Below are 14,346 nucleotides of genomic sequence, written 5' to 3' on the forward strand. Positions count from 1 at the left end.
TTTGTAGGTACAATCATTTTTTTTATACAAATTTCACAATAATATAATTTAACATTTCAATAAAAAAAAATCCCCAGGCTAATGCCTGAGGATTCCATATTTATAAGAATATTGTCTTATTTTTTAATGAATTTAGATTTAAATACATCTTTTCCTTTTTCATCAACTGTAATTACATATCCACCTTTTACCAAAGTAGAAACATTAATTTTTCCACCGTTGATATTTCCACTACCTACTAACTGACCAGTAACGCTATAAATTTTATAAGTTGCTTTATCAGAAACTTTAGTAATGTTTAATACATCACTTGCAGGGTTAGGATACAACTGGATACCGTCGTTTTTAATAACAGTTTCTGAAGTTCCTAAAGTAGAAGTTGCTACCACATTATAATCTTCAGCTTCTCCGTAACTAAGTGTTCCACAAGGACCTGTTAAAGACCCTCCTGCATTGTCAGGACCTCCATATAATAATACCACTCTCATTCTCATAGGCTGACCTGTAACAGCTGACTGAGGAACGGTAAATGAACCTGTAACCGGACCTGTTATCTGAGCAACCGGGAAGTTAAGAACTCTTTCATTTGCTTCAAATACACCATTCTTATTGTAATCAATCCATGCAGCAACTGTATCAACATCAGGATTAGCAATGGTAACCGAAATCGGATAAGTACTGCCTTTAATTACATTAATCTGAAGAGCAGGATTAGTTGTATAATTTGTATAGGCACTTTCTAAAGACGTATTGTTAATGTTAGCAACAGTTACATTTGAAATATATTCATAATCAGTATCATCTGCCTCAGTAACACAATAGGTTAAAGTTTGTATTGTAAAGTTTGTAGACGGAGAGTAAGTACCAGTTGTGCCACTACATACAGTAGCTACCTGTACTTCATAAGCAGCACCTTCTACTAAATTATTCAATGTTGTATAAGCTGTGTTCAAACTCAATTCAGTCCAGCTTGCCTCACTTACTTTTTTGTAACGCAATTTATACGTAGCACCTACAACCGGCTGCCATGTAACATCAGCTGAGTGTGCTGTAATATTGGATACAATAAGGTTTGTTGGCGCAGCTCCACTACATGGCGCAAGAGTTGTAACCATTATTGATTTAACCGTGTAGAATATATTTCCTATTGCAGAAATTCTCACTTTAATAGTCTGTCCATTCAGAGAAGATGGGAACGTATAGTTTTCAGTACCATCATTTGGAGTTGAGGCTGATAATAAAGTCCATGTCGTTCCGTTATCTGTTGTGTAATCAATCTTTACATTCGCCACACTATATGGAGCTGCTGTAGTATTAGCAACATCCCATTCTATTGCAGATGGCACATTATTATTTACATAAAAATTATTGATTTTAAATGGACCATTATTTCCCACAACGACAGTTTGTTCCGCAAACTGAGTTTGCTGCTGATTTGCCGCGGGATTATTGTCTCTTACCGTTACAGAAAACTTTGTAGTTCTCGGCACCATAGAAACTGATTCCCACTGATTATTAGAGTTATTTAAAACCCCTGACATTACTGAAGAAAACTTAGGAAAGTATCTAGTCGGACTTGTAGTAGGCGCAACAGATCTAAATGAAGCTCCGGTAGAAGTCGTACCTAGATTAGCTTTATTAATTGTAACATTTGCATTATCTACTTCTTCCCAAGTATAAGTTAAGGGGTCATTCTCAGCATCTGTAGCAGAAGCCGTTAAAACAAATGCAGTCCCCAAAGGAATATTATATGTTGGTAATGCAGCAATAACCGGTGGATTATTTGCGATATCCGTTTCTACATCACATGTTTTTGCAATTAAGTTAGCCTGAACCTGTTTAATACTTGCAATATGAAAATATGGATCAGAATGAGGCTGTACATCTGTATCAGGACCTGTAATACCAGCGTATCCCATAATTGTAGTCCCTGAACCAGGCTCCATATTTACACCAGCTCCTTCTAAGCTGTGTGCAAAAGTGTGATTAGCACCTAATTGGTGTCCCATCTCATGAGCTACATAGTCGATATCAAAAGTATCTCCTGAAGGTGGGTGCAAAGCAGAAGCATCTACCGTTCCGGTTGCTGGAGATGTAATCCCGGATCCTTTACCAAGGGAATTTGTATTTGCAGGTGCTATACATACGCAACCAATACATCCCGCATTCCCTCCTCCTCCGGAAGCTCCGAATAAGTGACCAATATCGTAATTAGCACTTCCTACAACAGTTGTAAGCTGTTGTTGCAATGACAAATTCCATGAACCTGGAGGTGCTAAGGGATTAGTAACCGTTGCATAAGGGTCTGATGCTGGATTATCAAAGATTAGAGTCGGATAACTTAATACATTTAAATGTAATGCAAAATCCTTCTCAAAGACAGCATTTACTCTTGTCACTGTTGCATTGATCTGTGCCAAAGCATTAGCTACTCCTCCAAAATATTGAGTATATTCTCCAGTAACTGACATAGCCAGTCTCATTGTTCTGTACTTTTTATCAGAAGTTTTAGAAAAAGTAGTTGGTTGGTTGGTAAAAGATTTTCCTTCTTTCAACAATTCATTAATCTGGCTTTGTGAAACCGGATCTTCAGTTGTTGAACACAAAAACCCATTCTCATTTTTCTTTGTTTTTGGATGCACCCCATAAACTGTTTTATCAGCATTGACAGCATCGATAAATTCATATTTTCCATTCTGAATAATCATCGATTGAAAATCATTTGGAGCAACAGAAAATCTCAAATATTTGCTTGGGTCATCTAAACTAACCCCAGCATAAGATCCTAGCTGATATTGATCAGCAAAATCTTTTGTCATTACAGGAAAGCTATAGACAGCAAATCTTTCGATTTTCCCACCCATAGTAGGAAGTAAAATTTCTACAGGTTTAGAGTTTGGTCCCATTTCCTGAGCAGTTCTAAGCTGTGATTTGATTTTGTCAAGATCAAGCTTATAATAACTTCGGACATAATTTGATCCTAGTTTCCCCCCTCTTTCGTATGTTGTAGGAGTCCATTGTGCCATAGCAGAAGCTCCTATCAAACTACAAAATAAAGTAGTAAGTAGTTTTTTCATAAATTAATACATTTTTTAAATTCACATTTAACAAAAATATAAAAACTTAAACAGATATTTAATATAAAATATAATAAATACAATAAAACATTCAATATATTTTAAATAGTTCACAACAACAATCAAATTATTACATATGTAAAAAATAAAAAAACAACATTAAAAAAACAAAATACCCACACCTAACAAGAAATCACACAATTAAAAACAAAATAACCCATATAAAAATAAATACTACACAATTAAACAAAAACCCTTACACTTTAAAGTGTAAGGGTTAATTATTTAAATTGAAAATTAAATTAATGTAATACTGCCTTATTATTAATATTATTCAAATAACACTTTAGAATAGTTAAAATAAAAGACTCCGATTCAAAATCTATTTCTTAATAAATTTAATGCTTTCTGAAATTGCATTATCCTTTATTGAAATAACATAAGCACCTTTCACTAACTCAGCTACTGTTACCTGATTATTGGTAATAGTACCACTTTTAACTAGCTGTCCTACAGCATTATGAATCTCGAAGTGAGCTTTGTTTGAAACTTTAGTAATATTCAAGATATCACTTGCAGGGTTAGGGAATAATTGAATATTCTCATTTTTGATATTAGATTCTGAAGTTCCTAAATTGGATGTTATCATCACATTATAGTCTTCTACTTCTCCATAACCAAAAGTTCCACAAGTATTAGCAGCACCTAATGAACCTGTACCGGTAGCATAACGCAGAATAACTCTCATTCTTGTCGCCAAACCTGTTACAGCTGACTGTGGAACTGTAAACGAACCAGTAATAGGACCTGTTATCGTACCTACAGGGAAATTAAGAACTTTTTCAGAATCTTCAAATGCTCCATTTCTATTATAATCAATCCATGCTGCTACTGCATCAGTATCAGGATCTCCAATAGTTACAGAAATAGGATAAGCAGTTCCTTTAATCAAATTGATCTGAAGAGCAGGATTGGTAGTATAATTTGTATAAGAGCTACTAAGAGATGCATTATTAATATTAGCAACTGTTACATTTGAAATATATTCATAAGTAGAATCATTTGCTGATGAGGTACAATATGCCATACTTTGTGTTGTAAAATTAGTAGATGCGGAATACGTTCCAACTGTTCCACTACAAACTGCAGCAACCTGTATTTCATATGCCGTAGCATCCACTAGACCATTTAATGTTACATTAGGATTATTCACATCTAACTGAGTCCACACAGTCTCACTCACTTTTTTATAGCGAACCTTATAAGTTGCTCCTATCAGAGGTTGCCAAGTTACATCTGCTGAATTGGCCGTAATATTAGAAACAACAATATTAATAGGTGCTGCACTGCTACAAGGAGCTAAAGTAGTCACCATTACCGATTTAACAGCATAGAACACATTACCTATTGCAGAAATTCTTAACTTAATAGTTTGCCCGTTCAAAGTAGATGGTAAAGTAATATTTTCTGTACCATCATTAGCCGTTGAAGCAGATACCACTACCCAAGTAGTTCCATTATCTGTTGTATAATCAACTTTTACATTAGCAACATTGTAAGGCGCAGCCGTAGTATTCACAACATCCCATGTTAAAGGTGAAGCTGCCCCACTATTCATATACAATGTATTAACTTTAAATGGTCCGTCATTACCCACAACAATTGTCTGATCAGCATATTGAGTCTGCTGTTGGTTAGGAGCAGGGTTATTATCTCTTACTGTTACAGAAAACTTAGTCGTTCTTGGTACCATAGAAACGGATTCCCACTGATTATTGGAATTATTAAGAACTCCAGCCAATACTGAAGATAATTTAGGGAAATATCTTGTTGGATTCGTAGAAGGGGCAATGGATCTAAATGAAGCTCCGGTACTAGTCGTCCCTAAATTGTTTTTATTAATTACAACACTTGCATCATCCATTTCTTCCCATGTGTAGGTCATTGGATTATTTTCAGCATCTGTTGCAGAAGCAGTCAGTACAAATGCAGTTCCTTTAGGAATATTATATGTTGGTAAAGCTGCAATTACAGGTGGATTATTTGCCACCGGAGTTTCTACATCACAAGTTTTATCTATTAAATTAGCCTGAACCTGTTTGATTGATGCAAGATGGAAATAAGCATCCGAATGAAGCTGAACATCTGTGTTTGGTCCAGTAATCCCGGCATATCCCATAATTGTGGAACCTGAACCTGGCTCCATATTAACACCAGTTCCTTCAAGACCATGAGAGAAGGTATGATTACCTCCTAACTGATGCCCCATTTCATGGGCAACGTAATCAATATCAAAATTATCACCCAGAGGTCCACCACTTGCTGGTGATGTAATTCCAGAACCTTTTCCTTCTGGTTCGGCTGTTGAAGGATCTATACAAACGCATCCTATACACCCAGCATTACCTCCTCCTCCTGACGCACCAAATAAATGCCCGATATCATAATTGGCATTTCCAACTACCGTAGTCAATGTATTCTGTAATTGTAAATTCCAATTCCCCATTTGTGCGGCTGGCGAATAAGGATCTGTAGCAGGATCTGGATAAATCAAAGCAGGATAGCTCAAAACATTCAGGTGTAACGCAAAATCCTTTTCAAAAACTCCATTTACTCTTGTCATGGTTGCATTAATCTGCGCCAGCGCACCAGCTGCACCTCCAAAATATTGAGTATACTCTCCAGTAACCGACATAGCCAGTCTCATGGTTCTATACTTCTTATCGGATGACTTAGAAAAAGAAGTGGGTTGATGCGCAAAAGACTTACCTCCTTTCAACAATTCTTTAATTTGTGCCTGGGATGCTGCACTTTCTTTTGTTGAACATACAAAAGCTCCTTCTTTTTTTGTTTTTGGATGTACTCCATAAACTGTTTTATCAGCATTGACAGCATCAATAAATTCATATTGCCCATCTTGGATAATCATTGCCTGAAAATCATTGGGAGCAACAGAAAATCTCAAATATTTGCTTGGATCATCTACACCTACCCCAGCATAAGAGCCTAGTTGGTATTGCTCAGCAAAGTCTTTTGTCATTACAGGAAAGCTATACACAACAAATCTTTCCATTTTTCCTCTTAGAGTAGGAAGTAGAATTTCAACAGGTTTAGAATTGGTACCCATTTCCTGAGCACCTCTAAGCTGCGATTTAATTTTTTCAAGATCCAGCTTATAGTAATTTCTCACTTGGGCTGATTCAAGCTTGTCACCTCTTTCAAATGTAGTTGGTGTCCACTGTCCAAAAGCAGAAGCGCCAATTAAACTACAAAATAAAGTAGTAAGTAATTTTTTCATAAAATAATATCTTTTTTAATTTGGATTAGGCAAAAATATAAAAAGCTTAACATATTTTTAATAAAAAATAACATAAACTTAATAACTCACTATTCTCGTTGAATAATCCAACAACATATAATCTTTGTTTTGCTTTTTTTTCAAAAACAATGCGACACATATCAAAATCACTAGAATACAATAATCCAGAAAAATAATTCACTAAAAGGTTAAATAAAAAAAACAAAAAAAGGCCACAAAATTGTGACCTTTTTTCTATTATAAAATATTTCTACTTTTTAATAAATTTAATGCTCTCTGAAATTGCATTATCTTTTATTGAAATGATATAGGTTCCTTTTACTAAATCAGCTACTCTAATTTGATTATTTGAGATCGTTCCACTTTTCACAAGTTGTCCTACAGCATTATGAATTTCAAAATGAGCTTTATCCGAAACTTTAGTAATGTTTAAAACATCATTCACAGGATTAGGATAGATTCCAAAATTATTTTTAACAACTTCATTAGTTCCTAATACTTGTACTTTTAATGATCTGCTTTGAGTAGAAGCAAAGTGAGATCCTGAAAGCAATGTTGTTCCGGATTGAGACTTAACATTATAATATCCTCCATAAGGATAGAAACCATCACCATATTCATCATTAACAGTAAGAGTATAGCACTCATCTGCACTTAATGTCCAGTTAAATGTTTTTAAAGCAGGAAGAGCTCCATTTGGTGAGTCAGTGTAAGGACCACCACTTTGCACTGTAGCTCCTGAACTATTTTTAAGTGTCCAACTTGTTTCAGACCCATATTGATCTAACTGAAGATTAAATACTACATTAGCATCTGCTCTTACTATAGCACCTAAATAATTTACAGTAATATTACTGTTAGACGATCTTTGATCAGCAACACCATTTACTGAAGTTACATTAATATTCATCTGTCCTCCCAGAACATTCGCGTCCATAGGAAGTGTTATTATCTGATATTTATCCTGAGCAAGATTTCCTGACCAGTTATACGTTTTTGAATTACCATTTACCGAATAAGTAATAACTGCAGATGTTAATGGGCTTGTTCCTCTGTTATACAAAGATATTTTTGGATTCTGCGCTGTTGGAAGAGCACAAGTAGCAGTAGCACATTCACGCTCCAGCTTCACCTCTGCATCATTGGGGAATAAAGGAATTGGTTGATCAGCAACTGAAGTTTTAAGCTCCATTCTTCTAGGAGAGTTATTCATTACCGTTGTGATTCTGTCTTTTTGATTAATCGTAAAGATGTTCATACATGTATCATTAGTATAATCCATGTAATTTTGAACCATTTCAAATATAGATGGATTAGTACAGCTTGGTATTGCAGGGTTACAAGTATAGTTTGAAGTATGAGCTGTAGGAGTATCTGCACAGAAATCATCTCCACAATTTGAATCACCCCAGATATGTCTTAATCCTAAGAAATGTCCTACCTCATGTGTCATTGTTCTTCCTTTATCATACGGAGCACCAAGTAAGAAACTATTATTCACATTATAATCACTGCTTCCAAAAGTAGCATAGTTAGCAACTACACCATCTGAATAAGCTTCTCCCCCTTGCGCATTCAGACCAGGCAGACCGGAAGTAGATGGAAATTGAGCATATCCTAACAAAGTTGTATCTGTAAATTTCAAGCTCCACATGTTCATATATTTAGTAGGGTCCCAAATAGTCTCAGGTTTTACAAAAGTCTCAATATCTGCTCTTGACCAGGAAGTTTGACATAAATTCACTCTATCAATACCATTAGTAGGATTTCCTTTAGGATCAACTTTTGCTAATGCGAATTGTATTTGTACATCAGCTCCTACTACATTGTTATTAAAACCAGGAGTTCCGGCTAATCTACGGTAATCATTATTCATCACAGTAATTTGAGACATTACCTGCTCATCAACTATATTGGGAGCAACTCCAAGATTCTGACCATTGTGAATAACGTGTACGACAACAGGAATTGTAATGATATTCCCATTTTGTGATTTATTTGCTTTTGCATTTTGAACCAATGGTGCTAACCAAGCTTCAAATTGGTCTGCATTCATTCTTCCAGGAAATTTTGCCTGTAAATAGCTTTCATATTCCACAGTTGAGCATCTTTCAAAACCATGCGATTGAGCAAGTTCTTGCGCAGGCTTATTAGTGAAGTTTGCTTGCTTTTTATTATTTCCGGGTTTGCTTTGAGCATTCAATACTGCTGTTGCAAAAAAGGGTAATAAAAAAAGAAATTTTAAAGTAGTAGATTTTCTCATTAATTTAATTTTATAAGATTCGCAAATATATCAGTTTAAAGCAATATATTTAACTAAATTTGAAATAAATTAAATAAAAATCACAAAATGAAAAACATTATATCATCACTACTCGTAATTTCAACAGTATTTAACGGAAGTTGTAGCTCTCAAAAGAAGATACAAATTGATCAAAATAAATCAGTTGCAAATAATCAAAAAAATATTGTTGAAAAAATTGAATTAACTGAACAAACCAGAGGAACAGACCGAAAAATCACCTACACCCCTTTGTATATAATTACTTCATTAAATGGAAAATCAAGTAGTCTTGAAATGTCATTTGATGGATGGAAAAATATAGTAAAACAGGCAAATTCAGTTAATTTAAGTGAAATAGCTTCATATCAAGCTCCTACATCGGGCCGTTTTTCTGACAGAGCCCTCTCATCAACTATAAGTATTATCTCAAAAGGAAAGACATACCAGTCCGCTGAATTTGACGCTGGGGCTCCACCAAAAGAATTGGAAGCCTTGTACCAGACTTTAAAAAAATAAACCTGAAGATTTCTTCAGGTTTACGTAAAAGTTAAAATTTATAAGCTATATTCCAGGAAAAGCCCATATTAAATTTTGAAGAGCTTCTTCCAAAACCTGGAACAATCATTGGCTGTATATCATCCTGTTTTGTGGTAAACACCATATATTTAGGCTGAAGATTAACATCTATATAAAAATTGGATTCGAATAACTGTACCCTACCTCCTATCACACCCTCGAGCCAATAAGATGATTGGGTAGATGATGGAAAGGCTACAGAAGAATTGCTACCTCCAAATCCTCTTACCGGTACTGCCATGTATTCCTGAGTATAAAATGAACCACCTGCTTTTCCTCCTGCATAAAATCCATTGAATTCATTTTCGGGATCTTTAGCAAGCATATAAAACACCCCTACTTTAACAAAAGGTCCGTTTGCCTTAGCGTCATATCCGTTTTTCTGATAAACATTCTTTTCAAAACCGGCTTCTGCAATACCATGTAAGCTCCCATTGATTTTTGAAGATATAAAACCCTGATATAATTTTCTGTCTGAGAAAAAGGCACTACCAAAATTAAGGACATCAAAACCAACCATAAAATTGGGTTCATATTTCCATTTTTCCTTTTTTGTTTCAGCTTTTGCTTTTTTTACCTGAGCAAAACTCAAGAGGCTCAGTACACTAAAAAAGAAGGTAAAGATTAGTTTTGTCTTCATTCTCTATATTATTTTGTCCCACTTCCACTTTCATAACAGGATTAGGCGTTAGTAATTCAGAACTCAAGTTCCCATAATTTTTTTTCACCCCACACCCTGGGGATACATAGATCGATTTAGTGGTATAACTTATTCTAACCTTAGACTCCTGCCCTTTGTCTGATAATCTGACATATACATCCGTGTAAGGCGAATCATCGACTCTTAATGGTACTAATCGTGAAGTTATCTTCTGGAGTTTTCCTAATTGTACTTTTCCAGACCCATAATCAACAGCAACATACAAGGAATCCAATGTAACTTCTTTATCAGTTGCTGCGTTTTTAAATGCTAGTTTAATTCTAGGTGTTCCTTCTCCACTTTCACAGATATCATCATCTCCTCCACACGAACAAAGCATTCCTAATATGAATGTCAATAAAAGAAATTTAAAATATTTCATAATAAGATTTGAAGCCAAATTTAGGTAAATTATTTTTTTATCAGCAATGCAATATTCTCAACATGATGCGTCTGAGGAAACATATCCACTGGCAATATTTTTACCACATCGTATTGATCTTTCATTAATGCAAGATCTCTCGCCTGGGTTGCAGAGTTACAGCTTACATATACTACTTTTTCAGGAGAAAGTTTTAAGATCTGTTCTACTACTTTCTGGTGCATCCCATCTCTTGGAGGATCGGTAATTAACACATCAGCTTTAGGATGATTTTCTAAGAACTCATCATTAAAAACATTTTTCATATCACCACAATAGAAAGTACAGTTGGTAAGCCCATTTAATTCTGCATGCTCGATAGCAGCATCAATAGCTTCCTGAACTGATTCTATTCCGATAACCTGCTTTGCTTTTCGGGCTACATACTGTGCAATAGTTCCAGTTCCAGTATAAAGATCATAAACTACTTCATCACCTTTCAAGTCGGCAAATTCTAAGGTTTTTCTGTACAGCTCCAATGCTTGCTTATAATTGGTTTGGAAAAACGATTTTGGACCAATTTTAAATTTCAATCCATCCATTTCTTCCATTAAAAACCCTTCACCAAAGTAAACATTAATATCTAGGTCATAAATGGAATCATTCTGCTTAGGATTAATAGCATAAACTAAGGTTTTGATTTGAGGAAATTTTTGTATTAAAAATTGAAAAAGCTCTTCTCTATTTTCTTTTTCTTCTCTATAAAGCTGGAATAGTACCATCCATTCTCCTTTAGAGTTCTGTCTCATCATTAAAGTTCTTAAGAACCCTTCCTGATTTCTAACATCAAAGAAATCTAACCCTTTTTCTACTGCATAATTCTTCACTGCTAATCGGATAGCATTGGATGGATCTTCCTGAAGGAAACATTCTTTAAGGTCTAAAATTTTGCTCCACATTCCTGGAATATGAAACCCTAAAGCATCCTTGCTACCAAAATTTTCTTCAGAACTAATTTCATATTGAGTAAGCCATCTCGCATTAGAAAAAGAAAACTCCATTTTATTTCTATAAAAATATTGTTCTTCAGCACCTAAAATAGGAACTGTTTCAAAATGATCGATCCCGCCAATTCTTTTGATATTATTATAAACTTCTTCCTGTTTGAAATCAAGTTGCTTTTCATAGCTCATGTTTTGCCATTTACATCCCCCACAAGTTCCAAAGTGAACACACTTAGGATCTACTCTATAGGGAGATTTTTCTACAACTTCTACTGCTTCAGCTTCGTAATATTTAGACTTAGATTTTTTCACTCTTGCATTTACTAAATCTCCTGGAATAGCTCCTGAAACCAATACTGTTTTCCCCTCTTCTGTTCTACCTATTGCCACACCTTTAGCTCCGGCTGCTATTAACCTGATATTTTCAAGAATAATGTTCTTCTTCTGTCTCATCCGTAATTTCTATTTTTTCTATCTGTTGGAATGTAACCTTTCGGTTTCATTTTGCAAAAATACAATAAAAAAAACCTTATCCTAGGACAAGGTTTTTCATGTATGTTAAAGTTTACTATTTTGTTGGAGCAGGTTGAGGATTTGCTGGTTGCGGATTCATCTGTTGAGCAGATGGATCAGCACCTAAACCTGGTTGTAATTGTACATTAGGATTAACTTTTGGTGCAGAAAGCCCTGTTAATTTATCTAATATTGTTACTAATTCAGGCTCTCCTAAATTCACAAAAGATCTGCTGGCAATTTTACCATCTTTGTCTATGATTACAAAACAAGGTAATTTAAATCCATAAACACCATATTTCTTAGCAATATCAGAGTTTAATCCTCCATCACCATAAACATTTACTCCCGGAATTCCTTTCAACAGAGTATTACTTGTTTTTATAAACTGATCTTTAGTATCATCTACATTTACAAATACAAAGTTCATTTTCGATTTATAAAAATTAACTACTTCCTTTAACACAGGAACTGCAGCTTCTCCAATATATGGATTCCATGATGCATAGAAAAGCAACATATATGGTTTCCCTTTATTCTCAGAAAGTTTATATGACTTTCCATCTTGTTTTATTAAAGAAGCATCTGGAGCAACTTCTCCAATTTTAACTCCGTTTACAGCTATCTGAATTTTAGTAAGGTCACTTTTGATAGTAGGATCTTTGATATCTTCATCAATGATCTTCTTAATCTTATCAGTAGTTTTAACTGGTGAACCTGGATGAATATCAGATTGAGCCATTACAAATGCTAATAGATAATCTTTAGCTGTTTGAGAAATATCTTTCTTCGTTTTCAAATACTGAGTAAATAATTCTGAAGTTGTAATATCAGTTTTATTCTTGCTATTTGCTTCAGCATATTTTTGAAATTCAGGGCTCATTTTAGCCAATAAATATTGTCTGTAATAAGGATTTTCTTTTATCATAACCTCCTTATTTTCCTGAAGCTTATTTTCATAATCAGTGAACGCTTTCCCCACTTTGAATGAAGGATTGCCAGACATCTGACCTTGTCTCATCTCATACTGACTGATAATAGATAGTAAAGTACTGGCAAGATCATTCTTTTTCCATTGTACCACCTCACTGTCAGGACTGAATTTCTTTACATTTTCTTCAATATTGTTATCAATATCTTTTTCAACTTTTTGGATACCAGCAAGGAAACCTTTTTCATCTTTCGTCATTAGCTCATTCATGTTAACTGTTTGAGCATAATTAGTAAGATACTTTTGAGAAGCTGTAAAGAAATCGTTATTCTTTTTTGCATCTCCTGTAATAACATAGTCATTAGGGAAACTCATTCCACTTCCTGAAATATTAAGAGTTTGACCTCCTTTTAGATAAACTAAGTTTTGTTTTCCAGCATAAGAAATAAGATACATCCCATTTTTAGGCGCCTCGAAACTTCCGGAAAATGTCCCATCATTTTTCACCCCAATATTGGCTAATGGCAATGTGGCAACTCCTGAAGCCTCAATAAATTCGATTCTTTCTAATGGAGATCCTCCTGTTATTTTTCCTTTTACTTCTACTTTTTTAGAGCAAGACATCACAAATATTGCAATGATAAACAATAAAAGATATTTTTTCATTTTGATTTTTATAATTAAGCAAAAATAAGTTTTTCAAGTATACTAAATACAATTAAATAGTACTTTTTATGAAACATTTAACTAAAAAAATCGCCATCCGATAAGGAGACGATTTTTTTTATTTTTTTGAACTGATTTTATCCTTTATCAACTAATGCTGACATATATTCTCTGTTCATTCTTGCAATGTTTTCCAAAGAAATCCCTTTAGGACATTCAACTTCACAAGCTCCTGTATTCGAACAGTTACCAAATCCTTCTTCATCCATTGCTTTTACCATATTCAGAACTCTTCTTTTCGCCTCAACTCTACCTTGAGGAAGTAATGCGAACTGAGAAACTTTGGCTCCAACAAACAACATAGCAGAACCATTTTTACAAGTAGCTACACAAGCTCCACAACCGATACATGCAGCAGCATCCATCGCTTTATCTGCATCTTCCTTAGGAACTAAAATTGCATTGGCATCTAATGTATTTCCAGAAGTATTCACAGAAATAAAACCACCTGCGGCCATTACTCTGTCGAATGCACTTCTGTCCACCATTAAATCTTTAATTACAGGGAAAGCTGCACTTCTCCATGGTTCAATAACGATTGTCTCACCATCCTTGAACATTCTCATGTGAAGCTGACAAGTCGTAATACCTGTATCAGGACCATGAGCTCTACCATTGATGTAAAGAGAACACATTCCACAGATTCCTTCACGACAGTCGTGATCGAAAGCGATAGGTTCTTTTCCTTCGTTAATTAAATTCTCGTTAAGGATGTCCAGCATTTCTAAGAATGAAGAATCTGTGGAAACATCCGATATTTTATAGGTCTCAAACTGACCTTTAGTTTTCGTATTTTTTTGTCTCCAAATTTTCAGCGTAAGATGAAGGCCTTTTTTTGCACTCATAATTTTATAT

Annotated in this window: 9 protein-coding genes; 1 reads left to right on the forward strand and 8 read right to left on the reverse strand. The window is 34.6% G+C overall.

Annotated elements, in window-relative coordinates; all coding sequences use genetic code 11:
* Positions 1 to 116 precede the first annotated feature (116 nt).
* The 3 genes from JHL15_RS20380 to JHL15_RS20390 all read right to left on the reverse strand — a co-directional run bounded on the left by JHL15_RS20380 (position 117) and on the right by JHL15_RS20390 (position 8,659).
* The gene (locus JHL15_RS20380) at positions 117 to 3,077 is read right to left on the reverse strand and encodes a reprolysin-like metallopeptidase (RefSeq protein ID WP_200248842.1); all 2,961 of its coding nucleotides are present in this window, start codon (positions 3,075 to 3,077) and stop codon (positions 117 to 119) included.
* A gap of 382 nt (positions 3,078 to 3,459) precedes the next feature.
* Positions 3,460 to 6,375, reverse strand: a complete 2,916-nt coding sequence (locus tag JHL15_RS20385) for a reprolysin-like metallopeptidase (RefSeq protein ID WP_200248845.1) — start codon at positions 6,373 to 6,375, stop codon at positions 3,460 to 3,462.
* Between the two features lie 271 nt (positions 6,376 to 6,646).
* On the reverse strand, positions 6,647 to 8,659 hold the full coding sequence (locus JHL15_RS20390; RefSeq protein WP_200248848.1) for a M43 family zinc metalloprotease: 2,013 nt from the start codon (positions 8,657 to 8,659) through the stop codon (positions 6,647 to 6,649).
* Positions 8,660 to 8,746: 87 nt separating this feature from the next.
* Between JHL15_RS20390 and JHL15_RS20395 the strand changes: the two genes are divergently transcribed.
* Positions 8,747 to 9,196, forward strand: a complete 450-nt coding sequence (locus JHL15_RS20395; protein WP_200248851.1) for a hypothetical protein — start codon at positions 8,747 to 8,749, stop codon at positions 9,194 to 9,196.
* Positions 9,197 to 9,227: 31 nt separating this feature from the next.
* Here the strand turns inward: JHL15_RS20395 and JHL15_RS20400 are convergent, their stop codons facing one another.
* The 5 genes from JHL15_RS20400 to JHL15_RS20420 all read right to left on the reverse strand — a co-directional run bounded on the left by JHL15_RS20400 (position 9,228) and on the right by JHL15_RS20420 (position 14,336).
* Positions 9,228 to 9,896: a DUF6048 family protein gene (locus tag JHL15_RS20400; protein WP_200248853.1), complete on the reverse strand. Its 669-nt coding sequence runs from the start codon at positions 9,894 to 9,896 to the stop codon at positions 9,228 to 9,230.
* Positions 9,862 to 10,338: a DUF6452 family protein gene (locus JHL15_RS20405; protein WP_200248856.1), complete on the reverse strand. Its 477-nt coding sequence runs from the start codon at positions 10,336 to 10,338 to the stop codon at positions 9,862 to 9,864. The genes JHL15_RS20400 and JHL15_RS20405 overlap by 35 nt, the downstream gene beginning before the upstream one ends.
* Positions 10,339 to 10,367: 29 nt before the next feature.
* On the reverse strand, positions 10,368 to 11,774 hold the full coding sequence (gene rlmD, locus JHL15_RS20410; RefSeq protein WP_200248858.1) for a 23S rRNA (uracil(1939)-C(5))-methyltransferase RlmD: 1,407 nt from the start codon (positions 11,772 to 11,774) through the stop codon (positions 10,368 to 10,370).
* Positions 11,775 to 11,889: 115 nt separating this feature from the next.
* Entirely contained in the window at positions 11,890 to 13,431 is a 1,542-nt protein-coding gene (locus JHL15_RS20415; RefSeq protein ID WP_200248859.1) for a TlpA family protein disulfide reductase, read from the reverse strand.
* Positions 13,432 to 13,568: 137 nt separating this feature from the next.
* A complete protein-coding gene (locus JHL15_RS20420; protein WP_200248861.1) occupies positions 13,569 to 14,336 on the reverse strand; it encodes a succinate dehydrogenase/fumarate reductase iron-sulfur subunit in 768 nt (255 codons plus the stop codon).
* Positions 14,337 to 14,346 lie beyond the last annotated feature (10 nt).

The sequence above is a fragment of the Chryseobacterium paridis genome (assembly GCF_016595215.1).
Classification (GTDB): Bacteria; Bacteroidota; Bacteroidia; order Flavobacteriales; family Weeksellaceae; genus Chryseobacterium; species Chryseobacterium paridis.